30 protein-coding genes are annotated in these 25,761 nt (G+C 41.4%); 8 read left to right on the forward strand and 22 right to left on the reverse strand.

All coding sequences use genetic code 11. The features are described 5' to 3' along the window. Positions 1 to 32: 32 nt before the first annotated feature. From mgrA to ABKW31_RS20290, 3 genes are all read left to right on the forward strand, one after another. A complete protein-coding gene (gene mgrA / locus ABKW31_RS20280; RefSeq protein WP_348618422.1) occupies positions 33 to 1,046 on the forward strand; it encodes an L-glyceraldehyde 3-phosphate reductase in 1,014 nt (337 codons plus the stop codon). Continuing rightward, positions 1,039 to 1,557 carry an RNA methyltransferase gene (locus ABKW31_RS20285; protein WP_348618423.1) on the forward strand — a complete coding sequence of 173 codons (519 nt, stop codon included), beginning with the start codon at positions 1,039 to 1,041 and terminating at the stop codon, positions 1,555 to 1,557. The genes mgrA and ABKW31_RS20285 overlap by 8 nt, the downstream gene beginning before the upstream one ends. 144 nt (positions 1,558 to 1,701) lie before the next feature. After that, positions 1,702 to 2,874, forward strand: a complete 1,173-nt coding sequence (locus ABKW31_RS20290) for a hydroxymethylglutaryl-CoA reductase (protein WP_348618425.1) — start codon at positions 1,702 to 1,704, stop codon at positions 2,872 to 2,874. 48 nt (positions 2,875 to 2,922) lie between these two features. On the opposite strand, the gene pheA is transcribed toward ABKW31_RS20290, so the two are convergent. From pheA to ABKW31_RS20305, 3 genes are all read right to left on the reverse strand, one after another. After that, positions 2,923 to 3,774: a prephenate dehydratase gene (pheA, locus tag ABKW31_RS20295; RefSeq protein ID WP_348618426.1), complete on the reverse strand. Its 852-nt coding sequence runs from the start codon at positions 3,772 to 3,774 to the stop codon at positions 2,923 to 2,925. A 159-nt stretch (positions 3,775 to 3,933) separates the two neighbouring features. Further along, complete coding sequence (locus ABKW31_RS20300; protein WP_348618427.1) at positions 3,934 to 4,491, reverse strand: hypothetical protein; 558 nt, start codon at positions 4,489 to 4,491, stop codon at positions 3,934 to 3,936. Positions 4,492 to 4,624: 133 nt separating this feature from the next. Then, positions 4,625 to 6,769: a molybdopterin-dependent oxidoreductase gene (locus ABKW31_RS20305; protein ID WP_348618428.1), complete on the reverse strand. Its 2,145-nt coding sequence runs from the start codon at positions 6,767 to 6,769 to the stop codon at positions 4,625 to 4,627. A gap of 230 nt (positions 6,770 to 6,999) precedes the next feature. On the opposite strand from ABKW31_RS20305, the gene ABKW31_RS20310 reads away from it, so the two are divergent. The 4 genes from ABKW31_RS20310 to ABKW31_RS20325 are packed head-to-tail and all read left to right on the forward strand — an operon-like array spanning position 7,000 to position 11,630. Beyond that, the gene (locus ABKW31_RS20310) at positions 7,000 to 8,295 is read left to right on the forward strand and encodes an efflux RND transporter periplasmic adaptor subunit (RefSeq protein WP_348618429.1); all 1,296 of its coding nucleotides are present in this window, start codon (positions 7,000 to 7,002) and stop codon (positions 8,293 to 8,295) included. 28 nt (positions 8,296 to 8,323) lie between these two features. Then, positions 8,324 to 9,025 (forward strand): ABC transporter ATP-binding protein, encoded by a 702-nt coding sequence (locus ABKW31_RS20315; RefSeq protein ID WP_348618430.1) that lies wholly within the window; start codon positions 8,324 to 8,326, stop codon positions 9,023 to 9,025. A gap of 13 nt (positions 9,026 to 9,038) precedes the next feature. Beyond that, complete coding sequence (locus ABKW31_RS20320) at positions 9,039 to 10,364, forward strand: ABC transporter permease (RefSeq protein WP_348618431.1); 1,326 nt, start codon at positions 9,039 to 9,041, stop codon at positions 10,362 to 10,364. Between the two features lie 9 nt (positions 10,365 to 10,373). Next, the gene (locus ABKW31_RS20325) at positions 10,374 to 11,630 is read left to right on the forward strand and encodes an FtsX-like permease family protein (RefSeq protein WP_348618433.1); all 1,257 of its coding nucleotides are present in this window, start codon (positions 10,374 to 10,376) and stop codon (positions 11,628 to 11,630) included. A gap of 399 nt (positions 11,631 to 12,029) precedes the next feature. On the opposite strand, the gene ABKW31_RS20330 is transcribed toward ABKW31_RS20325, so the two are convergent. The 14 genes from ABKW31_RS20330 to ABKW31_RS20395 form a co-directional block, all read right to left on the reverse strand. Next, on the reverse strand, positions 12,030 to 12,935 hold the full coding sequence (locus ABKW31_RS20330; protein ID WP_348618434.1) for an NAD(P)-dependent oxidoreductase: 906 nt from the start codon (positions 12,933 to 12,935) through the stop codon (positions 12,030 to 12,032). Positions 12,936 to 13,105: 170 nt separating this feature from the next. Further along, entirely contained in the window at positions 13,106 to 13,687 is a 582-nt protein-coding gene (locus ABKW31_RS20335; RefSeq protein ID WP_348618435.1) for a carbonic anhydrase, read from the reverse strand. Between the two features lie 398 nt (positions 13,688 to 14,085). Continuing rightward, on the reverse strand, positions 14,086 to 14,286 hold the full coding sequence (locus ABKW31_RS20340) for a DUF1294 domain-containing protein (RefSeq protein ID WP_348618436.1): 201 nt from the start codon (positions 14,284 to 14,286) through the stop codon (positions 14,086 to 14,088). A 60-nt stretch (positions 14,287 to 14,346) separates the two neighbouring features. Further along, entirely contained in the window at positions 14,347 to 14,751 is a 405-nt protein-coding gene (locus ABKW31_RS20345) for a GNAT family N-acetyltransferase (protein ID WP_348618437.1), read from the reverse strand. Between the two features lie 285 nt (positions 14,752 to 15,036). Next, the gene (locus tag ABKW31_RS20350) at positions 15,037 to 15,678 is read right to left on the reverse strand and encodes a cold shock and DUF1294 domain-containing protein (RefSeq protein ID WP_348618439.1); all 642 of its coding nucleotides are present in this window, start codon (positions 15,676 to 15,678) and stop codon (positions 15,037 to 15,039) included. An 82-nt stretch (positions 15,679 to 15,760) separates the two neighbouring features. Further along, positions 15,761 to 15,985, reverse strand: coding sequence for a hypothetical protein (locus ABKW31_RS20355; RefSeq protein ID WP_348618440.1), 225 nt, complete (start codon positions 15,983 to 15,985; stop codon positions 15,761 to 15,763). 247 nt (positions 15,986 to 16,232) lie between these two features. Beyond that, positions 16,233 to 17,192, reverse strand: coding sequence for a transcription termination factor Rho (gene rho, locus ABKW31_RS20360; RefSeq protein ID WP_348618441.1), 960 nt, complete (start codon positions 17,190 to 17,192; stop codon positions 16,233 to 16,235). Between the two features lie 100 nt (positions 17,193 to 17,292). Continuing rightward, complete coding sequence (locus tag ABKW31_RS20365; protein WP_348618442.1) at positions 17,293 to 17,739, reverse strand: DUF1499 domain-containing protein; 447 nt, start codon at positions 17,737 to 17,739, stop codon at positions 17,293 to 17,295. A gap of 986 nt (positions 17,740 to 18,725) precedes the next feature. Beyond that, on the reverse strand, positions 18,726 to 20,060 hold the full coding sequence (gene hflX / locus ABKW31_RS20370; RefSeq protein ID WP_348618443.1) for a GTPase HflX: 1,335 nt from the start codon (positions 20,058 to 20,060) through the stop codon (positions 18,726 to 18,728). A gap of 314 nt (positions 20,061 to 20,374) precedes the next feature. Then, positions 20,375 to 20,743 carry a ribonuclease E inhibitor RraB gene (locus ABKW31_RS20375; RefSeq protein ID WP_348618444.1) on the reverse strand — a complete coding sequence of 123 codons (369 nt, stop codon included), beginning with the start codon at positions 20,741 to 20,743 and terminating at the stop codon, positions 20,375 to 20,377. A 744-nt stretch (positions 20,744 to 21,487) separates the two neighbouring features. Further along, the gene (locus ABKW31_RS20380) at positions 21,488 to 21,721 is read right to left on the reverse strand and encodes a CDGSH iron-sulfur domain-containing protein (RefSeq protein ID WP_348618445.1); all 234 of its coding nucleotides are present in this window, start codon (positions 21,719 to 21,721) and stop codon (positions 21,488 to 21,490) included. 106 nt (positions 21,722 to 21,827) lie between these two features. Beyond that, on the reverse strand, positions 21,828 to 22,157 hold the full coding sequence (locus ABKW31_RS20385) for a hypothetical protein (RefSeq protein WP_348618446.1): 330 nt from the start codon (positions 22,155 to 22,157) through the stop codon (positions 21,828 to 21,830). Positions 22,158 to 22,387: 230 nt separating this feature from the next. Continuing rightward, positions 22,388 to 22,900 (reverse strand): hypothetical protein, encoded by a 513-nt coding sequence (locus ABKW31_RS20390; protein WP_348618447.1) that lies wholly within the window; start codon positions 22,898 to 22,900, stop codon positions 22,388 to 22,390. A gap of 2 nt (positions 22,901 to 22,902) precedes the next feature. After that, entirely contained in the window at positions 22,903 to 23,025 is a 123-nt protein-coding gene (locus ABKW31_RS20395; RefSeq protein WP_348618448.1) for a hypothetical protein, read from the reverse strand. Between the two features lie 26 nt (positions 23,026 to 23,051). Between ABKW31_RS20395 and ABKW31_RS20400 the strand changes: the two genes are divergently transcribed. Further along, on the forward strand, positions 23,052 to 23,423 hold the full coding sequence (locus ABKW31_RS20400) for a hypothetical protein (RefSeq protein WP_348618449.1): 372 nt from the start codon (positions 23,052 to 23,054) through the stop codon (positions 23,421 to 23,423). A gap of 72 nt (positions 23,424 to 23,495) precedes the next feature. Here the strand turns inward: ABKW31_RS20400 and ABKW31_RS20405 are convergent, their stop codons facing one another. From ABKW31_RS20405 to ABKW31_RS20425, 5 genes are all read right to left on the reverse strand, one after another. Further along, the gene (locus ABKW31_RS20405) at positions 23,496 to 23,996 is read right to left on the reverse strand and encodes a hypothetical protein (RefSeq protein ID WP_348618450.1); all 501 of its coding nucleotides are present in this window, start codon (positions 23,994 to 23,996) and stop codon (positions 23,496 to 23,498) included. 89 nt (positions 23,997 to 24,085) lie between these two features. Beyond that, positions 24,086 to 24,466 (reverse strand): hypothetical protein, encoded by a 381-nt coding sequence (locus tag ABKW31_RS20410; RefSeq protein WP_348618451.1) that lies wholly within the window; start codon positions 24,464 to 24,466, stop codon positions 24,086 to 24,088. An 86-nt stretch (positions 24,467 to 24,552) separates the two neighbouring features. After that, entirely contained in the window at positions 24,553 to 24,993 is a 441-nt protein-coding gene (locus ABKW31_RS20415) for a hypothetical protein (protein ID WP_348618452.1), read from the reverse strand. Between the two features lie 79 nt (positions 24,994 to 25,072). Then, the gene (locus tag ABKW31_RS20420; RefSeq protein ID WP_348618453.1) at positions 25,073 to 25,366 is read right to left on the reverse strand and encodes a HigA family addiction module antitoxin; all 294 of its coding nucleotides are present in this window, start codon (positions 25,364 to 25,366) and stop codon (positions 25,073 to 25,075) included. Then, a complete protein-coding gene (locus ABKW31_RS20425) occupies positions 25,366 to 25,644 on the reverse strand; it encodes a type II toxin-antitoxin system RelE/ParE family toxin (RefSeq protein WP_348618454.1) in 279 nt (92 codons plus the stop codon). Before ABKW31_RS20425 ends, ABKW31_RS20420 begins: the two co-directional genes overlap by 1 nt. Between the last annotated feature and the right edge of the window lie 117 nt (positions 25,645 to 25,761).

The following is a 25,761-nucleotide window of genomic DNA, read 5'->3' on the forward strand; positions in this document are numbered from 1 at the left end:
GCTATCGGCAAATTTATTTGTCAGGCAACGCTATGATTAAACATGACCCTAATCCCCTTTACACCGCTGATCCAGCGCGTTACGAAAACATGCCTTATCGCCGATGTGGTAAAAGTGGTTTAAAGCTGCCTGCCCTAAGCTTAGGACTTTGGCAGAATTTTGGTGCAGTAGACTCACTACAAAATGCCAAAAACATGTTACATCGCGCCTTTGATTTAGGGATTAACCATTTTGATTTAGCCAATAATTATGGTCCTCCTTACGGCTCAGCAGAGTCAACTTTTGGCCATGTTATGGCAAAAAGTCTGCATGCTTACCGTGATGAGTTACTGATATCAAGTAAAGCCGGCTACGACATGTGGGGCGGGCCTTTTGGTCAAGGTGGCTCGCGCAAATACTTAGTTGCCAGTTGTGATCAAAGTCTAAAACGTACAGGACTCGACTACTTCGATATTTTTTATTCTCACTGTTTCGACCCTAACACTCCATTAGAAGAAACCATGCAGGCCCTAGACTATATAGTGCGTTCGGGACGTGCTTTGTATGTGGGTATATCAAATTATTCTCCACAACAAACTCAACAAGCCATCGCCATATTAAAAGACCTAGGAACCCCCTTATTGGTGCATCAGCCGCGCTACAATATGTTTGATCGTTGGATCGAAGATGGTTTATGCGATATTTTAATTGAGGAAGGTATTGGCTCAGTGGTGTTTTCTCCCCTAGCACAAGGCTTTTTAACTGATAAGTATCTGGGTGGTATTCCGCAAGATTCACGTGCCTCACGCAGTGAACAAATCTATCTAAACGCCGAGCAAATTACCCAAGACAAAGTTTTTAAGGTGCAAAAACTCAATGAAATTGCTCAACAACGGGGTCAATCATTAGCTCAAATGGCCTTAGCATGGGTATTGAGCAATCCAGCAGTAACCAGTTCGATTATCGGGGCCAGTAAGGTCAGGCAAATTGAGGACTGCGTTGCAGCATTATCCAATCTTGATTTTACTCAAGATGAACTTAGCCAAATAAGGCAGATCATTGTTTAATTCAACACCAAGCTCCGCCCATATCGGTTTAATCAATCCCAAAAGTCCCGAAAATATGGGTAGCATTTTGCGGGCAGCGGGTTGTTATCAAGTTCAGAGTATTCATTATACTGGCTCGCGTTACGATCGCGCCCGCCAATATGTCACCGATACCAAAAAGCGCCATCTTGAAATAAGCCCCACTCATTGCACCGACATCATTGCGACCGCCAAAGCACAGCATTTAAAAGTAGTGGCAATAGAGTTAGTCCAAGGAGCCATACCACTTCCGCAATTTAACCACCCTGCCAACGTCATGTATGTGCTTGGCCCCGAAGATGGGACAATAGAGCAAGAAATATTAGATCAATGTGATGGTGTGGTTTACATTCCCACCATTGGCTGTATGAATCTTGCGGCGACAGTAAATGTGGTACTTTATGATCGCATGGCTAAAAATCCGCAAATTACCTTTGGTGATGAGCTCATTCTTGCTAGCCGTGATACCAATAATCGCACTCGATTATTGTGATTTTAAGAGTTTAGACCTCAATTTGTTAAAATTATGTTGACTATAAGTACGTTTATACTGTGTTATTGACCTTGGCATGTGTATATTTAACCAAGCAGTCATTCTAGTATTTAAAGTATCAGCGTATTTATTAAGGAAAACACCATGAGTGAAGATATTCGTATCCCCCGCAGTAAAGATAATGACCATAGCCACGAAATGGCTAAAGTTCGTCGAGAGTTTATCAAAGAAAAAACGGGGGCAGATCTCCATCACACAGGGCAATTCAGTATTGACCCTGCGGTGTTGCCTGGCAATATCGAAAATTTTATTGGCATAGTACAAATGCCCGTCGGCGTGGCTGGTCCGATACAAATTAACGGCGAACATGCTCAAGGCTTATTCTACGTTCCTTTAGCTACTACAGAAGGCACACTAGTAGCAAGTTACAGTCGCGGTATGCGTGTAATCAATGAATGTGGTGGCGTTAAAACCACTGTTGTTGAAGGATTTATGCAACGAGCTCCCGCGTTTATTTTTAATGATGCACGTGAAGCGCGCGATTTTGGTCAGTGGATAGTTGATAATTTTGACCAAATCAAAGCCGTCTCTGAAACCACCACCAGTATTGGTAAGCTAGAACATATTCAACAATGGTCAGTGTCTAAAACACGTTATTTGCGTTTTAACTATACCACTGGCGATGCAGCCGGTCAGAACATGGTCGGTAAAGCGACATTAGCAGCCTGTGAATGGATAAAAGCCAATTCTCCGATCCCTTGCATGTATTTGTTGTCAGGCAATATGGATACAGACAAAAAACACTCCCATCTCAATATGCTGCATTCACGTGGTAAACGTGTCATTGCCGAAATTGTACTGAAAAAAGAAGTGTTAGCAGACATCATGAAAGTAGACACCAAAATATTGGCAGGTGCTACTGTACTAGCCAATACTGGCGCCCTAATGGCCGGTGCGGCTTACAATGGTCCTCACTCTGCTAACGGCATTGCTTCACTCTATATTGCCACTGGTCAGGATGAGGCGAACGTCGTTGAATCACATGCTGGTATGTTGTCTCATCAATTATTAGACAATGGCGACTTTTATATATCGGTAACCCTTCCCTCACTGATTGTTGCCACCTTTGGCGGCGGAACCGGCTTACCTACTCAAAATGAGTGTTTAAGCATGCTGGGCTGCGTGGGTAAAGGTAAAGCCAACAAATTTGCTGAAATCGTTGCGGCTACGGTACTGGCGGGCGATATTTCATTGGCCTGTGCAGTTATCGCCGGCCATTGGGTGAGTAGCCACGATAAAATGGGCCGTAATCGTTAATTAACGATTGATACACTTAAATATAAGCCCGACTCTGTTCGGGCTTTTTTAATTTTTACGTACGTCTTTGTCAATCATTTTGGGATAAGAGCCAAGTAATTTCACCTTACAATTACCCGCAATTTCAGCTAAAGCTTGAGCAATGTTGATATCATCAACATGACCATCGAAATCGATAAAAAAGTGGTACTTACCAAAAGTTTGCCGCGTAGGACGCGACATAATTGAGGTTAAGTTAATTTTACGATTAGAAAAAGACAGCAGCACTTCACCCAAAAAGCCTGGATGATCGTTTTCGTCCATGACAATCACACTGGTTTTATACTCGAGAGCTAAATCTTTCTGGCATACCGCCGTATTTTTAGTAAACACCAGAAACCGTGTTTCATTGTTTTTATAGTCATTCACATCGTTAATAACCAGCGGGAAATCCTCAGGCCGTACTGCACTGCTCGGCACAATCGCAGCCGTTTGATTATTACCTTGTGAGGCACAGCGCAAAGATTCCATATTACTTTCAGTTGTTTCTATCTCGATGCCTCCTAGGGCATCAATAAACTCAGAGCATTGCCCTTTAGCCACAAATTGCACGTAAAGTTGTCTAATAGCAGCAAGTTGAGTGGTTTGGCTAACTAACGAAAACTGAATGGCAAGACGAATTTCACTTACGACAGACAAATCAGAATCAAGCAAATGATCTAACACCAAGGAAATAAACCCTTCCGAAAAATTTTCTACCGGCAATACGCCATACTCGCAGCGGTCTCCCACGGCGTTTAAGGCCAATTTAATGGAATCAAAGTAATGAATTTCGCAGGCTTGTGTTTGTGTTTTGATGTAACGCTGAGTAGCAGTATCAGAAAACGTACCGGCAGGTCCTAAGGTAGCAATTTTTATCATGGCTCACAGAAAATAAAATAAAATGGCGTGGTAGAGAGAATTTAACCTGCTTTGAATCATTTAGAAAACCAAAAAACTGATTATATTGTTCTAAGCCATAACATGGGGACACAATGAAGTGCAGGTTATTGCTCCTCTTAGTGTTTAATCAAAGTATTTTTAGGGTTTTTGCTGTTCGTTTACCGCTGGATTTTCCTGACTTAAGGTTGGTGTTGACTTAACTGGCGTATCTCTGTTTTCACCTTGAGCCGCAAGTTTATCCAATATATTGGGGATCATTTTCTCTGAAAATCCGGCAATAAAGGCCCACAACAAGGCTTTAGCTGCATCTAGACTGGTTAAAGGTTTTATCGCAAAAACACTGCCTAAATCAGTATAGGGTATGCTTTTACCAGTAAAATCTGGAAACAGTGGCCCTTTCAGCATTTCAGTGAGGAAAAACGCGTAACAAATCCAACCAAGCAAACCAGCAATAATGGGAGTGATATAGACTTGCAATATGGCATTAACTTCAATTTCAGTAGGTGCAATATTTTTTAGTCGAAAATAAGTACTGATGACGCCCCCGCCAGCGCCGGTAAGAAAGATAGCCAACGTGAGGGGAAAAGAAGAGCCTGTGCCATTCCCCCATAAACTGAAGGCCAAAACTGCAAAAATAAGTAAAGGCGGAATACAGGCGTGAAAAAATACATTTTTGGCAAAACTAAACTTTTTCATTGCTCGCTTCCTGCTGATAAATGAGTGAATTCAACTACTCGGATTCTAGCCGTAATTAAAGAATTCACCCAACAATTAGTCAATTATTAATGGATTACCGCTATTCCACAGGATAATGGCACAAGGAACTCATTTATAAGCCCTTGATCCAAACCGGCACACCATTAAGAACTGCGTTGCCCGACAATTCATCTAAGACAAGTTCATCGGTTAATTCATTTACATTCACGCCAGCATGTTGCTCTGCCACAGACCACTTAGAGCCTTTTTTGTTGTGACCCCAACCATGGGGAATAGAAATAACCCCCGGCATAATTTTATCAGTCACTTCAGCTGGTAAAGCAATTTCTCCCACCCGAGATTTCACACTAATCATTTGTCCGTTTTCAATATTATAACGCTGTGCATCTTCAGAATGTAACTGCGCCGTACAGCGTGATAAACCGTTATTCGTGCCTTTTACCATACGGTTGCTGTTGTGCAACCACGAATTATTGGTTTTTAAGTGGCGTCGCCCGATTAATAACAAACTATCTTGTTGGCCCTGATTTACAGCACTAAAAAAATGCTTATTTAAACGCACTAAATCTGCCATAAAATAATCAAAACGCAGATCAATCTTTTGCTCAGGGTGAAAAATCGCCTCGGGTAGATTTTCTCTTAACGGTCCTAAATCAATGCCATGGGGCTTTTCTAACAACAATTCGATACTTAGGCGTTTGCCCTCATGCCGATAACTACTGCTTTTTAATAAGTCGTCGACAACCCCTTTGGGCTCTTTAGCCCAAAGTGCTTGGTATTTATCAGTCGGTACACCTCGCAGAGTATCCAGTCGCTGGGCTAGTTGTAGATAAATTTGCCAGTCAGTTAAGCTGTCTTTTTCAGGACTAAAAATAGCCGGAGAATATTTACTACTATTACGCACCGCAAAATTATGAAACACCACATCATAGTGGTCGCGCTCTAAAGCAGTCACAGGTGGCAATATGATATTGGCATGGCGCGAGGTTTCGGTCACGTAAAAGTCAACCGCAACCATGTATTCTAAACCAGCAAACGCATCATCCAATTGCTGACCATTCGGAGTAGTTAACACCGGGTTACCGGCACCGATAACCATCGCTTTTATTTGTCCTTCACCTGGAGTAGTGATCTCTTCTGATAGCGCAGATACTGGAAACTCGCCAGCAAAAGCTGGTAAATGACGGACCCGTGAATGATATTGCGCAATACTGCCCCGTCCCGAGTGGGGCAAGGTGTCTGCAGCGGGTTGAGTGAACATCATCCCCCCTGCTCTGTCTAAATTCCCGGTTAACATGTTAAACAGCATAATAAGATACTGAGTTAAGGTACCAAACGCTTGCACACTGGCCCCCATTCGCCCGTAACAGACTGCCGAACTTGCATCACAAAAATCTTCAACCAGATGTTCAATTTGACTTTCACTCATGCCAATTAATGGCGCAACGCGCGACGCAGGATAATCTTTTACATACGTCTCAACCTCTAATAATTGCTCTGCGTAGTCGAGTAATTTACCGGGCTTTTGCCAGCCATGGCTAAACAAAGTATTGAGCATAGCAAGTAATAACAAAGCGTCAGTGCCGGGTTTAATAAAGTGATGCTCAGTACTAATATCCGCAGTTTCTGACTGTTTTGGATCAATCACTACCACTTTGCCGCCACGGGCCTGAATTGCCTTTAAGCGTCTTTTAACATGGGGCACCGTCATGATACTGCCGTTTGATGCTAAGGGATTACCACCAATGATCATGAAATATTGAGTGTGATCGATATCTGGAATAGGGATCTGCGATTGATGGCCAAACAATTGCCGACTAACAATATGATGAGGTAGTTGGTCAACTGAGGTGGCCGAATAACGATTATGGGTTTTTAACGCTCGATAAAAATAAGGTCCAAACAATATTGAGCCCATATTGTGTGCATTGGGATTACCCAAATACACGCCGACAGCGTCATCACCATGTTGTTGCTGAATGGCAAACAACTGCTGTGCTACCTTGTCAAAGGCCTCATCCCACGTAATCGTACGCCAGCCCTCTGGTGTTTTTTCTACAGGCAGTTTTAAACGTTCTGGGTCGTCATATAAGTCTTTTAACGCCATCGCTTTTGGACAAACATGCCCTTCACTAAATGGATTTTTTTTATCACCGACAATGGACAATATTTGCCGGTCTTCGGTAGTGACTTCGATACCACACATTGCTTCACACAAAGTACAGGTAGAGTAGTGTTTTTGTTGACTAGTAGACATAGGAATACGCGCTAAGAATTTGTAAACAAGACGTTAACGAACAACGTCCTTATAGACAAGCATCATTTTAAATTATGAATCATGCTGACAGCACTGCATTGTAAAAAAAACACAAAAACTTTGGTTTAAAAATCTACCCAAGTAAAAAAATCTGATACAGTTTTTAAACCATTTGGCGTTTGCCAACGACTTAGTCATTGATTGTTCAATATTGTATTGCAGGAAAGTCCATGAAAATTGCCGATACCAGCGGGCAAGATACCGTTGTAATAAAAAAACCGAACAAAAAGTTACTCTGGATTGGAGGCTTTAGTTTTGTCATTTTATGCCTTATTTTGTTTTCTCTTCGCCCTGCCTTAAGCAATTGGTCAAACTCTGATACCAGTATTTCGGCTAATCGTTTACGGTTTGCCAGCGTTACCCAAGGAGATTTTGTGCGAGATCTATCGGTCCAAGGGCGAGTGGTAGCAGCAGTGAGTCCGCGCTTATACAGCCCAGCCCAAGGCACAATTACCTTTGCCGTTGACGCCGGTGATTCGGTCAGCAAAAACCAAGTTTTAGCCGTGATTGACAGCCCTGAGCTTACCAACGAACTAAAACAACAAGAATCGGGTTTACAACGTTTGCAAATGGAACTCGACCGCGAGCGAATACAAAGCAGTAAAGAAGCATTGATGTATCAAAAAGCTGTTGATTTGGCCAAAGTGTCCCTCACTGCTGCCGATCGTGAAAAAAGACGAGCCGACAAAGCTTATGCCTCAAACGCTATTAGTGAGATCGACTTTGAAAAAGCGCAAGATGAGTTGGAAAACGCAAAACTGGTTTATCAACATGCGGTCAAGGATGCAGAACTTAATTTAGAAAGTTTGCAATTTGAAATTCGTACGCGTCAGTTGTTAGTTGAGCGTCAAACATTATTAGTGGCAGAACTCAGTCGTAAAGTGGATGAATTAGACCTGCGCTCTCCGGTCAATGGCATAGTCGGTAACTTAGCGGTTGAACAAAAAAATCAGGTTGCCAAAAATCAGCCCATTCTCAGCGTTGTGGATCTGACGGAGTTTGAATTAGAAGTCGATATTCCTGAAAGCTATGCTGACGATTTAGCTATCGGCATGGCCGCAGAAGTTAGTCTTAACGGCGAAACCCATCGTGCAAAACTAGTGACCATCTCGCCTGAAATAGAGAACAATCAAGTCACTGGGCGGGTGCGTTTCGCCGACCTCAATACAGATGGTAGCGTGAGTCAACCACAAGGACTGCGCCAAAACCAACGTTTAACTACTCGTATATTGATGGAAAATAAAGCCAATGTATTGATGGTACAACGAGGACAATTTTTAGAAAGCGGCAGCGGTCGAATTGCTTATGTCGTGAAAGATGGCTTAGCAGAAAAAACCTCAATTAGTACTGGCGCGCGAAGTTTGTCGAGTGTTGAGATCATCTCAGGTCTAGCTAAAGGTGACAATATTATCATTTCGGGTACAGAACAATTTAATGGCGCACAAACCGTGCTAATTACCCAATAAAACAATAAATAAATACAGGGCTATAACTATGTTAAAAATGATGGATGTTAAGAAAGTTTTTCGTACCGACTTGGTTGAAACACAGGCACTAATCGATTTTAATCTGCATGTAAAAGAGGGAGATTTTGTGGCCGTAACCGGTCCCTCAGGCTCAGGTAAAACCACCTTTCTCAATATAGCGGGTTTGTTAGAAACATTTGATGGCGGAAAATTTGAACTTGATGGTCAAGATGTTAGCCACCTTAACGACAGACAGCGCAGCCGTTTACGCAACGAAAAAATTGGCTTTATCTTCCAAAGTTTCAATTTAATCCCTGATCTTAATCTATTCGATAATGTTGATGTTCCCTTGCGCTATCGTGGTTTTAACAGCGCTGAACGAAAAAAACGTATAGAGCATAGTCTAGACATGGTCGGTTTAGCCCAGCGCATGCAACATTTGCCTTCTCAACTTTCCGGAGGTCAACAACAACGTGTGGCAATAGCGCGAGCTTTAGCGGGCGAACCGCGCTTTTTATTAGCCGACGAACCAACCGGTAATCTTGATAGCCAAATGGCAAGCAGTGTCATGGACTTATTAAGAGACATAAACGCCAAAGGTACCACCATCATAATGGTTACTCACGACGCTAATTTAGCCAAGCAAGCAAAACGCAATATTTTTGTGCGTGACGGCAAAGTAAGTGAAGTAACCGTGTCTCCACTCGCAGCCAAACTCTGCGCTGTTTAGTTGGAAATTGAGCATGTTTACTTACTATCTAAAACTGGCGTTTAAAAGTATTAAGCGCAACCCTATTTTAAGTACCTTAATGGTGATGGCAATTGCCTTAGGCATTGGCGCCAGTATTACCACTATTACGGTCAATTATTTAATGTCAGCCGATCCCATTCCACAAAAAAGCCAACAACTATTTTATGTTCAAGTTGACAGTTGGGATCCCAACGAAGCCTACTCTGACAATAGCGACGAGGTAGCGCCTCCTCCAAGCCAATTAACTTACACCGAGGCCACTAACTTGATGGCCGCCAAACGCGCCTACAAACAAACAGCTATGGCTAAGTCCGGCGGTATTATTGAACCGCAAAGTCAAGATGCAAAACCTTTTGAAGCGTCAATTCGACTCACTTTTGCTGATTTTTTTAGTATGTTTGATGTGCCTTTTCAATACGGCAATAGCTGGGATGAACAAAGTGATATCAATCGCGATCTTGTTGTTGTTCTGAGTAAAAACATCAACGATAAAGTATTTGGCGGTGAAAACTCGGTAGGCAAAAATTTCATTATGTCGGGTAAAACCTTTCGAGTCATCGGGGTCATGGACAACTGGCAACCGGTACCTAAGTTTTATGACATTGGTAACGGTGCTTTCGACTTGCCTGAAGAAGTCTACATGCCTTTCTACCTTAAAGAGGAATTGGAGCTACCCAATTGGGGTAATGTGAATTGTTGGAAAACCCCTGAAGGCGAGGGATTTAAAGCATTTTTGCGCTCAGAATGCATTAACTTTCAAATGTGGGTAGAGTTACCAACATTAGGTGACAAAGCCGATTACCTCAGCTTCTTAAACAATTACGTCACTGAGCAAAAAGAATTAGGTCGCTTCCCTCGCCCACTGAACAACCGCCTATCTGACGTCATGACGTGGATGGAGTCACAAAAAGTAGTCGACCGCGATGCCAAATTGATGATGTGGTTATCCTTTATGTTTCTGTTGGTTTGTTTGCTTAATACTATTGGTTTACTGCTGGCTAAATTCAGCGGCAAGGCCGCTGAAATAGGCTTGCGTCGGGCAGTAGGCGCCTCAAAAGCGGAGCTGTTTAAGCAGCATATTATTGAAGCAGCTTGTATTGGTTTACTGGGCGGCATTGTCGGTCTTGGGCTAGCATTTCTCGGCTTACAAGGGGTGAAAAGCCTGTATGGGGATTTCATTGATAATCTTGCCACACTCGATACCAACATGGTCATACTGGCCTTGCTACTAGCCGTTGTTTCCAGCGTTTTAGCAGGACTTTATCCCACATGGCGTGCTTGCAACATCGCCCCCGCCAGCCAACTAAAAAGCCAGTAAGGAAGCCCCATGTCTACTGTTAACAATAATGTGCCAAAAACCACTATCAATTGGGAAACGGGTCCAATTTTACGGGCTTTAATGCGCAATAAAGTCGGTGCTCTGCTCATCGCCATTCAAATTGCGGTGACGATGACGATTATCGTTAATTCGGTGTTTATCATTGTTCAGCGCAGTCAAGAAATGCAGCGTGCCAGTGGTGTCGATGAAGATAATAGTTTTTATCTTTCAAGCTTGGGTTTTGGCCATGACTTCAACAGCAAAGTAAGCATAAAAGAGGACCTTAATTTTCTGCGTCGCCTGCCGGGTGTCGTCAATGCAATTCAAATTAACGCCGTACCGATAAGTGGTAGTGGCTGGTCTATGGGCCTACAAACCCAAGCAGGTGCAGAATACGACGGAGTGGGTACCGCTGTTTACATGGTCGATGAACAAGGGCTCAATACTCTTGATGTTCAACTGCTGGCCGGTGAAAACTTCTCTGCTACTGATATTACTTGGCGTGAAGACTCACAAAACACCTGGCCAAACAAAGTCATTATTACTCAAGCCTTAGCTAAAACCTTGTTTGCCGACCAACCATTAACCCAAATAGTCGGCAAAACGGTATTTATCAATGATATACAAGCCATGATCATTGTCGGCATTATCGACCAATTACAGGCACCTTGGACCGACTGGGATAAAGTAGAAAATGTCATGTTATCACCCCAATGGCTAGCTCAAAGCGCTGCCCGTTATTTTATTCGCACTGAACCTGGCCAACGAGATCAAGTAATGGCTGACGTTGAAGAGCGCTTAGCCACAAGTAACAAAAGCCGTATTATTAAAGGCATGCGTAGTTTGCAAGAAACCCGTGAACGCAGTTACCGCGGACATACCGCCATGATCAAAATATTAAGCACCGTGATGATTATATTAACCACAGTCACAGCCTTAGGCATTGTTGGTTTAGCCAGTTTCAGTGTTAATCAACGCAAAAAACAAATAGGCACACGTCGAGCACTGGGTGCCACACGCGGTGCGATCATTCGGTATTTTATGCTTGAAAACTTTATGATAAGCACCGTAGGTGTTGTATTTGGTGCAATATTAACGGTCGGACTCAACATGATTTTAGTAGAGGTATTTAGTTTACAAGCCCTTGATTGGTATTACATCCCCATTGGCATGTTAGTTCTTTGGCTAGTTGGACAGCTCGCAGTTTTTGGCCCCGCACAAAAAGCCGCCAATATACCGCCTGCATTAGCAACACGAACAGTGTAAAACGCCGAGACTACAAATTATAAACAAGCAGTGACTAGCAGCGAAAAACCAAGCCACTCAACAGCCCACCCTACAAAATTAACGATATGTCTTTTTTTGTAGGAGCTGCTTCAGCTGCGAAAACCAAACCACCTAACAGCCCACCCTACAAAATTAACGATATGTCTTTTTTTGTAGGCCCTGCTTCAGCTGCGAAAACCAAGCCACCCAACAGCCCACCCTACAAAATCAACAATTTATCTTTTTTTTGTAGGAGCTGCTTCAGCTGCGAAAACCAAACCACTTAACAGCCCACCCTACAAAATTAACGATATGTCTTTTTTTGTAGGCCCTGCTTCAGCTGCGAAAACCAAACCACCCAACAGCCCACCCTGCAAAATCAACGAATTGCCTAATAAACTAATCATCCGCATTGACGTATTTTTTCCAATTATGTTGTTCTTTAAAACCGAGAACTTCACGGATTTTACGGTTTGAATACAGAGCTTCATGCTCACCCATCTCACGTGTAATTGTGACCCCATGGAAAAACTGCTCCGCTAATTTTTTACTTGGAATAATTGCGCCGTTGTGATCGTTACCAGCATTAAAAACCTGATAACCCAGTCCGTCTTTTTTCAAACATAAATCTACAATCTGTCCTAGATCCCGAGCGTCAATATAACAGAACGCATTACGGCGGCGCACTTCAGGATTTTTAAAAAAAGCCGGAAACAGCTCAGTATATTCATGAGGCTCAATCACATTACCAATACGCAGAGCGTAAATATCAAAGCCTGAACGGCGCTGGAAGCTCCGTGCGGTTTGCTCATTTACAACCTTCGATAAGCCATAGCTGTCCATCGGATCAACGTCATAGTCCTCTTCCAAAGGCAATACACTGGGATTGGTTTTGCCATCTGAAAAACAAATACCGTAGGTCGTTTCTGACGAAGCTATAATAACTTTTTCAATGCCGAGCTTAACAGCCGCTTCAATCACATTATAAGTACCAACAGTATTAACCTGAAAAGTTTCATTGTCAGGCTTAAGTAATATTCTAGGTACCGCAGCAAAATGAACTACCGCATCAAATTTTGGTACCCCCTTACCAGATTCCATTTCATCAAAGCCAGCATAAGAACTCATAGCATTAAACATGTGCCCAGAATCAGTAATATCAGCAATTAAATTATCTACACCAGGATAATCCAAGGCCACTAAATCAACATTTAATACCCGATGGCCTTGTTCGAGCAGATAGGCGATAACATACTTGCCCGCTTTTCCTGAGCCACCTGTAAATAAAATTCGCTTTGCTGTCATTTATGCTCCTTGTTTAATTAGACTCAGAAAATTTAACAGGGCTGAATAGAATGTCTATTTTGACTATCCAGCTCATCGCCTTTCTGTGTATTTATTATCTTTACAACTTTTCATTGCTTAAGGGGATAGTACAACAAACTGGCTGAGGCCTTGTTTGACTTATTCAGTTTTTAGCTTACCTTTCCTGCTTCTGTTGCCTCAAGAACCTCCACAAGATTTCCTGATTTGCAGTCATAAATATATCCATAAATTGGAATATCTCTAGGCACCATTGAGTTACTTTTTATCCGCTTAACATCTTCTAAAACACTTTGTTCTTGGCAACTAATGGGTAACCAATTGATATACTTACCATCGCTTGTTCCGCCACCAGAATGACTGTCGTGCCAACCAGCACTATCTACACTTGATGTTTTTAAACTGCCCGAAAGTAGCTCACCCATTACTTCGTTGGTAAACGTCTCCATTCCACAATCAGTATGATGGATTACAAACCACTCTTTTGTACCTAACAGTTTGTAAGATATGACCAATGAACGGATTGCATCATCGCTTGCTCTACCGCCTGCGTTACGAATAACATGGGCATCACCCTCTGCAAGACCGGCATATTTAGCGGGATCTAAGCGTGCATCCATACATGTCAGGATGGCAAACTGCCTTGCAGGAGGCATAGGCAAATCGCCTTTATCTCCAAAGCCAGCGACATAGTCAGCGTTCGCGGACATTACTTCTTTGACTACTTTACTCATCTTTATTCTCCTTTGCTAAGTGCTTGTTTTAATGTTGTTGCCATCGCGGCGATAATGCAACCACTCTATTTTGGCGACGTGCCAATAGAGGTAGTGACAAAAATAGTTAGTAAAACTGGAAGTCACAGACCAGCTTATAACTGGCGAAACCATTTGGCTTGCAAGATATGAATACTCACACAAAGTACTAATAGTTCACGTTTTTGTGAGCCGCCGTTGAGGCGCGAAGCTTTTAATAAACAGTTAGTGCCGAAAAGACGAAATACAAGATCCGCAGTTTTAGAATATAGCCTCGTTCTACCTGCTATTTTTGCAGTGGCAGACGGAGGTGTCCGAGCTGTCGTTTCCTTACAGAAAACCCTATTGTGACTCTAGCTAAGATACTTTTGACGACTCCATTAGCCATTCAAAAATTGAACAAGGGCATTATCAAAAAGCAATATTGCTTTATCTTTAGGCAACCGAACTAAGCCGCCTATATTCAAAACAACCGTTACCCAGTAAACGCTTTTAAATTCCATTTTACTCGATTTGTGTCGAAATGTTGTATGACCTAAATAAGCCCCTAGCCAACCGCAAATGAGAGAAAAAAGGTGCAAGGTACTTTCTTTCGTTCTCCAGCGCCCCTATCAGCTGCAGATTTGCCCATTGCGTAGACGCTAAACGTTATTAAACCGCATTAATCTAATACCATCCAAATCGGTTGAGAATCCCAAATGGCTGTAAAAATCCTCCAACTCAGGAAGACAATATAGTTCAAGGTGTTTAACATTTTTTAATTTCTCATGATTTTTCACAATACCAATCAACGATTGACCTAAACCACTACCTCGATATTTAGCTTCTACCATCACATCAAAAATAATAGCTTTGTATATAAAATCACTAATAACGCGAGTAAACCCAATTAAATGACTATTTTCATCAAGGATGCCGATACAAACTTGTGAGCCTGCTAAACATTTCAGTATATCGTCAGTTGAACGTTCGCCCCAGCCAACATCTTTGTACATTTGACTAAGTTGCTCAATATGCTTATCTGAAAAACTATAAATTATTGTCATAATTCATGACGGTCCCCGATGCTCGTACTTATGGTCGAATTGAGTACAGTTAAATTTAATCCAAAACATGCGCCTGATAAGGCATTTATACCAATCTCTTATCCGTTGAATCTAACTACAGATAGTTTGTCTGATGTTTGTAAACTGCAAAATACTTGAGGAGACTAAACACTGAGATTTATCACCACAAATCCAAACATGTTGAACTTTTGCATTCAATATAAGCGTTGTCTAGGCCTTTGTTTTAACACAGCATATATTGGAGTTTAAAATTCAATAACCCAGCTACCCAACGAGCCCAAGCAGAAATTGCACAACCGCAGTATCTAAGAGCAATGTTGCTTTATCTTTATGCAGCCAAACTAAGCCGCCTATATTCAAAAAAACAGTCACCCAGTAAACGTTTTTAAATTCTAATTTACTCGATTTGTGTCGAAATTTTGTTTGACCGAAATAAGCTCCTGGCCAACCGCAAATGAGAGAAAAAAGGTGCAAGGTACTTTCTTTCGTTCTCCACCGACCCTTTTCAGCTGCTGATTTGTCCATTGCGTAGGCGATAAACGTTATTAAGCTCATAACAAAATATATGACCACAACCTCAAACGATAACGTTCCGAATAAAAACGATACCACAAGTCCCATACAGAAAATGAGGGTAAATATGAGGCCAAATGCACTATTATTTTTTGTTTTATTACGATTTTTTAATGCTTTTGTGTCAGCAGTGAATTTTATTTTTTCTGCCTTATAACGATTATTATTTTCTCGAACTAATTCATAAGTAATGAGTTCACCGCTAACGGGTCTGCGCGAACCTGGTCTAAAAGCTTTAATATGAACAAAAGCCCTTTCTCCGCCACCATTGGGCTCAACAAAACCAAACCCTTTTTCGTCATTCCAATTTATTACTTTCCCTTGAAACTTCATGTTGCCTCGAATTTACTGACTCATTTCACAAATAGCGAGTAATCAAAGATCCTCACCTTAGGCAAAATACAACTCACCTACCCTACTTGTCTTTTATCCCTGTCTGGACGCTGCAATATGCTATACCTGCGCTTGCGCCAATACCGATAAATATCCCCAAAAAAGGAAAAATATCGAACGCTACACCAGCGAAAACACCGATAACGGCGCCTATCCCTGCGCCGGTGGCGATAGGACGTCCCCATGTATTCTTCTTAACTTCATCTTTTATTTTCATTTCAAGCACTAATCCCTGAGCAAAAGCCATATTAAGCCTAACAATTAACAAGCATCAAGCCATCAAAAGATTGCCCTTGAGTTTGGCTCTTGTTAGTACAGTGCAACACTTAAACACCCAATTAGAGCGACTAGCCAATACCATAGCTGAATTGAGTAAATAATTGCACTACCATATCGTCATGAAAGAATCATTTGTTGAGTTTCTAACCACCCGATTGAACATTGGGCTGGCTGCAGATATTTGAATCACTCAAAGCTGTTGATAACGCAGAATTTTAAACTTTGGGCAGCAGACTAGTGATCACCTCTGCATTTGTCGGGTATTTTTCCAGCAACTCAACCAGTTTTCGGGCACTTTCTAAGGGTTTGAGAGGGCTAAGTGCCCTGCGCAAAACTCTGACACCTTCAATATCTTTCGAATTTAACAGTAGCTCTTCTCGGCGCGTGCTACTTTTCGCTACATCTAACGCAGGAAAAACTCTCTGATTGGCAATTTCCCTAGACAAAACAATTTCCATGTTTCCGGTACCCTTAAACTCTTCAAATATGACCTGATCCATCTGGCTACCAGTATCAATGAGAATGGTGGCTAGAATTGTCAACGACCCACCATTTTCGATCTTTCTCGCAGATCCAAACAGTTTCCGTGGTATTTCTAGCGCTCTAGCATCAAGCCCGCCCGACATTGTGCGACCACTGCTCTTACGCGAAGCATTGTGTACTCGCGACAGCCTTGTAAGTGAGTCGATAACAATCATCACATCATGGCCTTCACCAGCTTCTCGGCGCGCAATGCTTAACAGGTTGTTAGCCACACGCACATGTTGTTCAAAGCTTTCATCGGTAGAGGATGCATGCACTTGTGCCGGCACACTGCGCTTAAAATCAGTCACTTCTTCCGGTCGCTCATCGATAAGTAAAGCATATAACTTTATCTCAGGATAAGCCTTACCTACCGCCTGACAGATATGTTTTAACAAGGTGGTTTTTCCGCAGCCCGGAGGTGCAACAATTAAACCGCGCTGGCCCATGCCAATGGGGGTGATCAAATCCATCGCTCGAGTGCTTAGTTCCTCAGAGCCTAATTCCAAACGAATACACTGCGTCGGATTGACGGCTACGCCATTCATAAAACGCTTTTCAGGATTATCAACAGATACGCCATTGACCAACTCATCTGCTGGTTTAGCTTCTTTATGTTTTTTGACATTCAAGGATAATATTTTTCTTGTCATGATTTCGCTTTATAACCTTAGTGAATTGAAGGTTCTCGGTGCACTTAGCACAGACACCTACTTATATTTTTTGCACGATGTTTAAATCGATTTATTGACATCAATATGCGTTAAATTTACTTCTAATTAGTTCAATTCGAGCTCTGTTCGCGCCTAGGTCTGAATAACCAATGCGTGAAGCCGAACGAGTATGTATGATTATTTTTCCGCTATCTACAGCAGGAAAATAAAACTCCACATCATCAACAAATCTGAATATTGCAGAGGTAAACGCTACCCGAATATAATCTTCCTCAACGACAGTGATGTTTGTCCGCTCTGAGGATTTTAGTATTTGTAACAGACGCTCTTGAGCCTGCTCTCGACTGCCATTGAAGTCGATGGGAGCGATAAAATGCTCCGTATCTAAGGCTTGACTGCTGACACAGTTAGGTGTCTCAGGACACGGCATCAGTTGGGCATCAATAACACCCAATTTAGGCACTGTCCCCGCGCATCCCGCCAGTAAAAAGAAGGTGAATAATACCACTAAAATATTTTTACTCATTGCTTTGGTCCTTTTAAATTCAAAATGATAAAGCAGCCGCAACAGCGACCTACGATTATTTGTGACTAACCTCGCCACTAAGCTACCCGGCTGAGTTATAACACAGAGCCTGAGGGCACTTGATGATCAATAAAATTAGACTCTAATTTAATTTGATAAATAAGCTTGTTCATCCAAACGCTGTTAGGCAATAAGTTTACCGAATTAGTCTAAAAATACTGTAAATCAAATTTTGCATAACTGATCCGTTTCAAGTAAACCCGCAAGCAGCTCTCCAGCATAGAAAATTATAAGGACAGCCATAATAACCACTGTCAAAGTAATAAAATTCCCAGAGCAATATTTTGGCTGTCCTATTAAAAATTATCAGGACACCCATGATAACCGCTGTCAAAATAGTAAAATTCCAAGGTCAATATCTTGGATGTCCTAATAAGGTCACAAGAATCAATTATCAGGACACCCATGATAACCGTTGTCAAAATAGTAAAATTCCAAGGTCAATATCTTGGATGTCCTAATAAGGTCACAAGAATCAATTATAAGGACAGCCATAATAACCACTGTCAAAGTAATAAAATTCCAAAATCAATATCTTGGATGTCCTATTAAGGTCACAAGAATGAATTATCAGGACAGCCATGATAACCACTGTCAAAGTAATAAAATTCCAAGGTCAATATCTTGGATGTCCTAATAAGGTCACAAGAATCAATTATCAGGACACCCATGATAACCGCTGTCAAAGTAATAAAATTCCAAAATCAATATCTTGGATGTCCTAATAAGGTCACAAGAATGAATTATCAGGACAGCCATGATAACCACTGTCAAAGTAATAAAATTCCAAGGTCAATATCTTGGATGTCCTATTAAGGTCATTAGCATGAGTGTCCTGATAAAGCCCCCTAAATGTAATCTTTTGCCGCTAATCAATAAGACTATTCGTATATCATAAATGACTATAACTTAAAGCTTTGCTGGTCTTAGCTCGCGTCGTCTGTAAGTTCGCGTAGTCTAGCGACCACATTAGGTGTGGCGCGAAAGCGAAAAAATGCGCCGGCTTCTTCAGCCCGCTCTTCAAGCACTTTGCAGGAGGCAAAGATATCACCACGTAATCCTTGCGCTGACCAAGGTAAAAAAATCTCGGCTTCTATCAGTTGCTGCTGAAAGGACTCTACAACCGCCTTATGCAACTTACTTATATCGTCTTTACTGCGGGCACTAACAACAATACAGCCAGGATACTTTACTTGCAGCTCAGCAATACGCTCTGTTTGTGCAGCCACGTCGTCCAAATAATCAATTTTATTGAACACCCGAATGCGCGGCACACTATCCGCACCAATTTCAGCCAACACTCTATCCGTTACTTCTAACTGCATCTCAAAACCAGGATCGCTAGCGTCAATAACATGTAACAAAAGTGATGCGTTAAGGGCTTCGTCTAGGGTTGACTTGAACGAGGCAACTAGCCCATGGGGTAAATTTTTGATAAAACCAACTGTATCACTCACCAAAACCCTTGGCACACTTTCTGGGTATAAGGTGCGCACTTTTGTGTCCAAGGTAGCAAACAATTGGTTAGCCACTAGAACTTCACTGCCGGTCAAGGCGCGCATTAAGGTAGATTTACCCGCGTTCGTATAACCGACCAGAGCGACCTGCGATAGCCCCGATTGTCCCTGACGTCGAGAGCGCTGGGTATCGCGACTCCCCTCTATGGCGTCAATTTCCTTTTGCAGCTCGGCAATACGGTCGCGAACTTTGAGTTTATCCATTTGGCTACGCGACTGCCCTGTACCTCTGCCCCCGGTTCCGCTGCGCTGGCGTCCTGAAGGTCCCTCGCGCTTGGCCGCCTCACGCAAGCGCGGTGCCATATAACTCAGACGTGCTATCTCAACTTGTACCTGAGCTACGTGTGAGTGAGCATTGCGATGAAAAATCTCCAATATAACCACCGTACGATCCATCACCTCGCAACCCACTTCATTTTCTAAATTAAGTGCCTGAGAAGGCGAAATTTCATGGTCAACTAGAATAAATTCAACGTCAGCAATAGGCTGCGACAAGCGCTCAAAACCTGCTTGTTGACCCTTTAAGAACTGTCGTATTTCCTCCCGTTTACCCACGCCCACGTATGCCGTCGAGTCAAAAGAGGAACGTTTTTGTGTAAACTTACCGACTACTTCAAGCCCTAAGGTCTTTGCTAAGTCACCTAATTCAGCCAACGACGACTCGAATTCAACATCGCTGACGGTATCTAATTGCACGGCGACGATCAAGGCACGGGGACGACTTTTCTTTTCGGGGTTTAACATTAGGTAATTTCTCATGGTATTGGAGGGGACGGACTTGCAAGTAGCGTCGCGCGGTCTGAAGTATACACAAAATATTGGATGTGCACCTGAGTATAGGTGCAATATCCCCCTTTACCTCCAATCTATTACCAGCAAAAATAGTGACATTAATTCATACTTTACCAATTGATTTCACTAAAAAATGGAGGCATCTTCAGTATTCGGATCACCGATTTCGGAAAGGGTTAAAAATCTATCGGATTAAAATCAAATAACAGACTGCTTGCTTCCCTGCCCGCGCTTTTTGTAAGCATTATTATTTGTTGATAATAAGTTTATTGCTCAACAGGCCCAACATCCATGCCATCGTATGAGTCCAAGCCATTTTTAAGTGCAAAAATATAAAAGTCATCATTTGTTTTATCAAGTGATTTACTGTTATGAATTTCTACTTTTTCCACATGTAAATAAAATGAATCCGCTTCAGTCTCAACTTCTTTTTTAGCCTGAAATATATTAACAATGGAGTAACCCATAGATTCAATTTTAGGAATAACCGATTGTAATTTATTAGGATCAGCATCAGAAAAGTAATATCCCCAAAGAAGTGGTTTAGATAAATCCCATTGCCCTTCCTCCCGAAGGTTATTAAACAATTCATCAAGCTGCTCAATGGTAATTTTTTTATTAGGTATGTTATCCATAGTTTTCTCTTCAGCACTCAACTCAAAACATAGTAAGAAAAGACAATAGTGTATTTTGACACTGAACTCTCCTCAACTTAAAACACTACAATCTAACGATTCCCGTCATAAATGTAAGTTGCATTAATAATAGAGACACGCATCGCGCTATTTAAACCCATTGATTTCACAAAAAATCTTATATTTAACAAAAATATACGCAAATATCTCACACGATTTTCTCGATAAAGATTGCCTGAACATTCAAGCAAAACATCTATCCTTCCACTGATTGCTATGCTTGCAGAATGTTTGTTAACACTACTCGGCCTCGTCGCTGTAAAGCAAAATTATAAACGCACATTTCAAGCTATTATCTTGCGTCACCGACCAGTGCTTTCAACTACTAGGCTAGTCAGAGAAGTGAGCAAAAGCGCTACAGATGACAAAATCAACTCAGAACAAATAACATAGGCCATTGTTGAGTATCTTAACTAGACTAACAAAAAAGTGAGGCTATGTTTTGAGGGGCTTCTCAGCCAGCACTTAATTAACAGGTAAAAAATTGTTGGCTAATATTAGTAACAGAGAATTAAAAGCCAACTATTTTTGTCCTTTTGAATGACATGCTTTTTAAAAAAACAGCCAAAAGACCTATTATTTTTAATTTATCCATGTGCTGATAATTCTCCTTTTAAGCTAACGTCCTGCACTCTGCCGAGCATTAGCGAGTCCAGCGCACAAACGAGTGGCAGCTTACTTTAGTTATTTGTGGCTGCCATCACACAGTGGTTGCGAAGCGGTGGCTTTACAGCCGCAAAAATAAACTTTTTTTGATTCTGTTGCCTGAAATTTTACTGGCGAAAACTCTGAACCTTTATGTGAGCCATCACAAAAAGGCTGACTTTTGCTTTGACCGCATGAGCACCAGTAATATGATTTACCAGATTCAACTTCGACTGGATATGGAATATTAGACGCTCTTATTGGATCACTCATTTGCATGCTCCTTGGTTGGTTAACTAAATTTAACGCTTAGTAAAACTGAAAAATACGAGCATTTTTGCAACCAAGTTGCAGTGAATAATTTTCAATTTATCTTTTGTTAACCACAATATTGTAAATCAACCGCAACGTAAAAGTATGTTTTATTTGAGTTTTCATCTACTTGTTCACCAACACAAATAATGTTCCCCTCAAAAATTGGCTTGTAACTACCCACCTTGACGTTGCCATTTTTCGTTTTAACTTTTCCGCCATACGGGTAACCTGGAGCATAAAAAAAACCTGTTGGACGTCTTGCAGTCTCCCATGATGTTGGATCTAAAACTTCACCCCAAATATAGTCAACAAATTTGGGCTTTGGTGTTTTAACCACAAATGAACGAAAGGAATTTAACCCAACTAAAGCAATCATTGCTGATACAACACCCATAGTCAGAATTATCCTAATTTTAACTTTGTTTTTTAATCTAACTTTGTATCTAGTTTCCATAATTTTGACTATCGCTTAGCATATGGGGCGCTGGCTTACTGGCTAAACTTGCACGAAGCACTAACACTCGCCTGTGAGGCAATTATCAGTATTTTGCGACGAAGTTGCAGTGAGTAATCATCCCACCCCAGTGTATTGGATGAACATAGTCTCTTGTTATAAGCCAATGTTTAAATAGCCTTACGCATTTTGTCTATGAGTTCGAGGGATGCTTGATAAAGAAGTATTTCCATATCCTGATTACTATACAGCGGTCCCCAACAAAAAATTCCCCTAAAACTGAACTGTTTTATAAAAAATTCCCGCCAAATTACCGATTTTGATACTTTGAACGTTTTAATTATTTTCTTAGATTTCAAATTATAAAGACGTGAAACAAGTTTAATTTTAGGACGCCAAAATACAGGCAAACCGCCTACACCCCAGTCGATAGAAAAAGCGTCCCCACCATGAAGAGTTACGATAACAATATCTAATCCAACATCGGAAGGCTTGATTTCTTTTACTGAAGAAACACTGTGAAGACAAAAAGCCTCCTCTAGTTTGGTCCGCATATGGTCTTGCAGGGAATTGCCAGTGAATGAGAAAAAGTTTTCTATTTTTGTAAAGTTGTCTTCAGAAACTACCGCGAGTGATCCTAAATATACATTTGGTTTTTCTGACTTGAACCGATCGAAGAGCAATTTCAAATTCCCTTTGGCATATAACGCTCGCCTATCTGGCGATTAGGAGTGTTTTGCAACGAAGTTGCAGCGAGTAATTGTCCCAACCCAACTTGTTGGGCGAGCATAAGGCGCTTGTTATACATGCGGTATCTCTTGTGCCTTAATCTCATTGAAATCATTACGCAATGCGAAAAGCATCGAAATTGAAAATACCATCAGGAATAAACTAAAAATAACGCCAAACATATCAGCCGACCAAATATTTACCGATGCTACAATTATCAGAACAATCATCTCAAAACTTCCAAAAAGAAACGCCCAAAATCAGCGCCGCCTAAGACCGAAAACGATGAGAGCATTAAACAAAAAGATAAGTAGTGATATTGGAGTAACAACCAAAAAATTTATGGTAGAGGCTTGTTCAGTGAAGATACCAACAAAGATAAACATATGCCCGACAATAGCCATCAGCAAAATTATCAATGTTAAAAAACTAAAACCAACCGATGCACCTTTCACTTCAACCTCCACTGTCTGCTAACTTGTATAACGCCCCAAGTGGGGGATTTTGAGAGTGTTTTTCAGCGAGTAAAATTCCCGCTGACTTGGCTTGTTAGAAATCATGTCCTTTTTCACGTAAAAAATCCAAAAGATAGCCGTTTCCACCTAAATAAGATGATATTCGTATAGTATTTCCATCTTTAAATTGCAAAACATACCAGCAACAAAGGATATTAAACTTTACCGATTCAAGGTCTCCCCAGTTGCAAGCTTTTGAACCTGTCCATAGTGTTGAGAAATTAATTGAGGATTCATCATAACTTCCCTTTACAAAAAAGCCCTCACCTATCGTACAGATTGCAAAAAAGCCAAAGCCTATTGTTAATCCAATGAGTGCAGCGGCCTGCCCTGGTTTATTTACTTGATAGTTATCAGTTAAATAAACCCAAAGTGGGCCCAAACAGAATAACAAACAGACTATCCCCAATCCTTTTATAAATAGCCCGTATTTTAACTGTCCTTGCTTGACAGAGTGGCTAGCAGAATTAATTACATACGTGATGAGGCCAACAGTTAAAGCCGAAGTGATGATTCCTTGCCAACTAAATTCCATGAAATTTCCAAATGATTCTCTAACGCTTTGCTAATGGGGATTTTAGGAACGCTTATCCAGCGAGTAAAATTCCCACCATGATGTTTTTGTTAGTGGCTATTTTTTACAAGGGTGGCGGACACAAAATATGCTTTAGCCTTTTTATTAAACACCAAATAGCTTGGCAAAGTTGCCAGAACCACAGTAAAAAGTAACATGCCAACTCCAATCCAAATTGATATGGTGGCGAAATAAATAGACGCTCCGACACCAATAATTAAGCCTAGCATCGCAAATATCAAAAAAAGTTGACGAGCCCAATTTTTCCCACGGTAAATCATGAAAAATAGTGCACAAGTCAAACAAAGCCTGATAAGAATTGAAAATTCTTGCCGATAGACGAAAATAGCTAAATCAAGCAATGGCCAAATCGTCATCAAAATGAGCATATTTTTTTTTACATTACGTATATCTGAAACTTCTAATTCCATTTAATCCCTTTAACCTCTAACGCTTAACATATTGGAATTTTAGGTGCGCTTTTTCAGCGAGTAAAATTCCCACCATGATGTTTTTGTTATGTTTCAATTGACTCGATCCTCTCTGCGATCCCAACTGCGCCACCGAAAGTGTGATTAAGCCACTTTGAATGATTAAACAAGTGCTGTCCAGAAGCTGATATGAAATGAACACCTTGAATTATTACTGCGTGGAAACCTGTTTTGTCAACTTCAATAGCTGCACGTTCCAATTTCGGTAGCTTATCAACGCGAAAAACCACATAAGCGCCAACCTCTCTGACCATCCAAAGAGCATTCGTACGTTTTCTGATTTGGCTTCTAACTTCAGCGATTTCTGATGCTAAATTAGAAATATCACTCAACGATTTTACGACTAGCACATAACGTGCGAAGGCCTTCTTTTTCATCAAAAGCAATTCAATTGGCGCTAAACCACCTAAGGAATTAGTGTAGTAGTCTGGTATCAATAAGTTTTCAATACTATCTACAATACTCAACAGAACCTACCTTGAAACATAACGCCGCCATAATTTGATGACTGAAGCGCAGCGTAAGGAGGTCAAATTGTTGGCCTTGTTATGCGGCACTTAGGTCAAGGGGAAAAACGTTCGTCAGCTTTGTCTGCTTTTTAGCAATTGACAAATCGTAGTTGTCTTGCATGGTAAGCCAGCTTTCTGGGCTACGACCTAAAGCCTTAGAAAGCCTTAGAGCCATTTCTGGACTGATACCACTCTGACCCTTAATGACTCGATTAAGAGTTGAAGCCGCTACATCAAGATGTTTTGCAAGATTGCGGCAGCTAATATCAAATGGCTCCATGTAAGTTGCTTTGATAAACTCACCTGGATGAGGGGGGTTATGCATACTCATTAGTGATAATCCTCATAGTTAATGATATAAACATGGCCTTCTTCAAACTCGAAAGTTACACGCCAGTTACCATTGACGGTAATAGACCACAGACCTTTTCGGTTACCTTTTAACGGGTGCAGCCGATAACCTGGGATGTCCAAATCTTCAATACAATGGGCAGTATCTAAAGCCGCAAGCTGCATCCTTAGTTTGGTGGCGTGAGTAGCCTGAATGCCCTTTTTAGTTCCGGTGTTGTAGAACTTTTCTAGGCCTTTGTGCTTGAATGATTTGATCATGCGCAGAGTGTAGCATGTTGCGCAACACTGTCAAAGCGCGTAACGTTCAAAGCAACGGCGCGGCTTTTTGCGTCCGATGCCTTTGCTTGTTATTGCGCCAACCTAATGAACTATCGC

Source organism: Paraglaciecola sp. 25GB23A, assembly GCF_040012495.1.
In the GTDB taxonomy this organism is placed as follows: Bacteria; Pseudomonadota; Gammaproteobacteria; order Enterobacterales; family Alteromonadaceae; genus Paraglaciecola.

Bases quoted from the DNA above. Each gene is read 5' to 3' on its own strand.
- pheA (WP_348618426.1), bottom strand. From the start codon at position 3,774: ATGATAAAAATTGCTACCTTAGGACCTGCCGGTACGTTTTCTGATACT.
- ABKW31_RS20375 (WP_348618444.1), bottom strand. From the start codon at position 20,743: ATGGATAACATACCTAATAAAAAAATTACCATTGAGCAGCTTGATGAA.
- ABKW31_RS20385 (WP_348618446.1), bottom strand. From the start codon at position 22,157: ATGGGTGTTGTATCAGCAATGATTGCTTTAGTTGGGTTAAATTCCTTT.
- ABKW31_RS20345 (WP_348618437.1), bottom strand. From the start codon at position 14,751: ATGACAATAATTTATAGTTTTTCAGATAAGCATATTGAGCAACTTAGT.
- hflX (WP_348618443.1), bottom strand. From the start codon at position 20,060: ATGTTAAACCCCGAAAAGAAAAGTCGTCCCCGTGCCTTGATCGTCGCC.
- ABKW31_RS20350 (WP_348618439.1), bottom strand. From the start codon at position 15,678: ATGAAGTTTCAAGGGAAAGTAATAAATTGGAATGACGAAAAAGGGTTT.
- ABKW31_RS20425 (WP_348618454.1), bottom strand. From the start codon at position 25,644: ATGATCAAATCATTCAAGCACAAAGGCCTAGAAAAGTTCTACAACACC.
- mgrA (WP_348618422.1), top strand. From the start codon at position 33: ATGATTAAACATGACCCTAATCCCCTTTACACCGCTGATCCAGCGCGT.
- rho (WP_348618441.1), bottom strand. From the start codon at position 17,192: ATGACAAGAAAAATATTATCCTTGAATGTCAAAAAACATAAAGAAGCT.
- ABKW31_RS20395 (WP_348618448.1), bottom strand. From the start codon at position 23,025: ATGTATAACAAGCGCCTTATGCTCGCCCAACAAGTTGGGTTGGGACAA.
- ABKW31_RS20355 (WP_348618440.1), bottom strand. From the start codon at position 15,985: ATGGCTTTTGCTCAGGGATTAGTGCTTGAAATGAAAATAAAAGATGAA.
- ABKW31_RS20405 (WP_348618450.1), bottom strand. From the start codon at position 23,996: ATGGAATTTAGTTGGCAAGGAATCATCACTTCGGCTTTAACTGTTGGC.
- ABKW31_RS20410 (WP_348618451.1), bottom strand. From the start codon at position 24,466: ATGGAATTAGAAGTTTCAGATATACGTAATGTAAAAAAAAATATGCTC.
- ABKW31_RS20330 (WP_348618434.1), bottom strand. From the start codon at position 12,935: ATGACAGCAAAGCGAATTTTATTTACAGGTGGCTCAGGAAAAGCGGGC.
- ABKW31_RS20335 (WP_348618435.1), bottom strand. From the start codon at position 13,687: ATGAGTAAAGTAGTCAAAGAAGTAATGTCCGCGAACGCTGACTATGTC.
- ABKW31_RS20380 (WP_348618445.1), bottom strand. From the start codon at position 21,721: ATGAGTGATCCAATAAGAGCGTCTAATATTCCATATCCAGTCGAAGTT.
- ABKW31_RS20325 (WP_348618433.1), top strand. From the start codon at position 10,374: ATGTCTACTGTTAACAATAATGTGCCAAAAACCACTATCAATTGGGAA.
- ABKW31_RS20315 (WP_348618430.1), top strand. From the start codon at position 8,324: ATGTTAAAAATGATGGATGTTAAGAAAGTTTTTCGTACCGACTTGGTT.
- ABKW31_RS20305 (WP_348618428.1), bottom strand. From the start codon at position 6,769: ATGTCTACTAGTCAACAAAAACACTACTCTACCTGTACTTTGTGTGAA.
- ABKW31_RS20420 (WP_348618453.1), bottom strand. From the start codon at position 25,366: ATGAGTATGCATAACCCCCCTCATCCAGGTGAGTTTATCAAAGCAACT.
- ABKW31_RS20365 (WP_348618442.1), bottom strand. From the start codon at position 17,739: ATGAGTAAAAATATTTTAGTGGTATTATTCACCTTCTTTTTACTGGCG.
- ABKW31_RS20290 (WP_348618425.1), top strand. From the start codon at position 1,702: ATGAGTGAAGATATTCGTATCCCCCGCAGTAAAGATAATGACCATAGC.
- ABKW31_RS20310 (WP_348618429.1), top strand. From the start codon at position 7,000: ATGAAAATTGCCGATACCAGCGGGCAAGATACCGTTGTAATAAAAAAA.
- ABKW31_RS20300 (WP_348618427.1), bottom strand. From the start codon at position 4,491: ATGAAAAAGTTTAGTTTTGCCAAAAATGTATTTTTTCACGCCTGTATT.
- ABKW31_RS20320 (WP_348618431.1), top strand. From the start codon at position 9,039: ATGTTTACTTACTATCTAAAACTGGCGTTTAAAAGTATTAAGCGCAAC.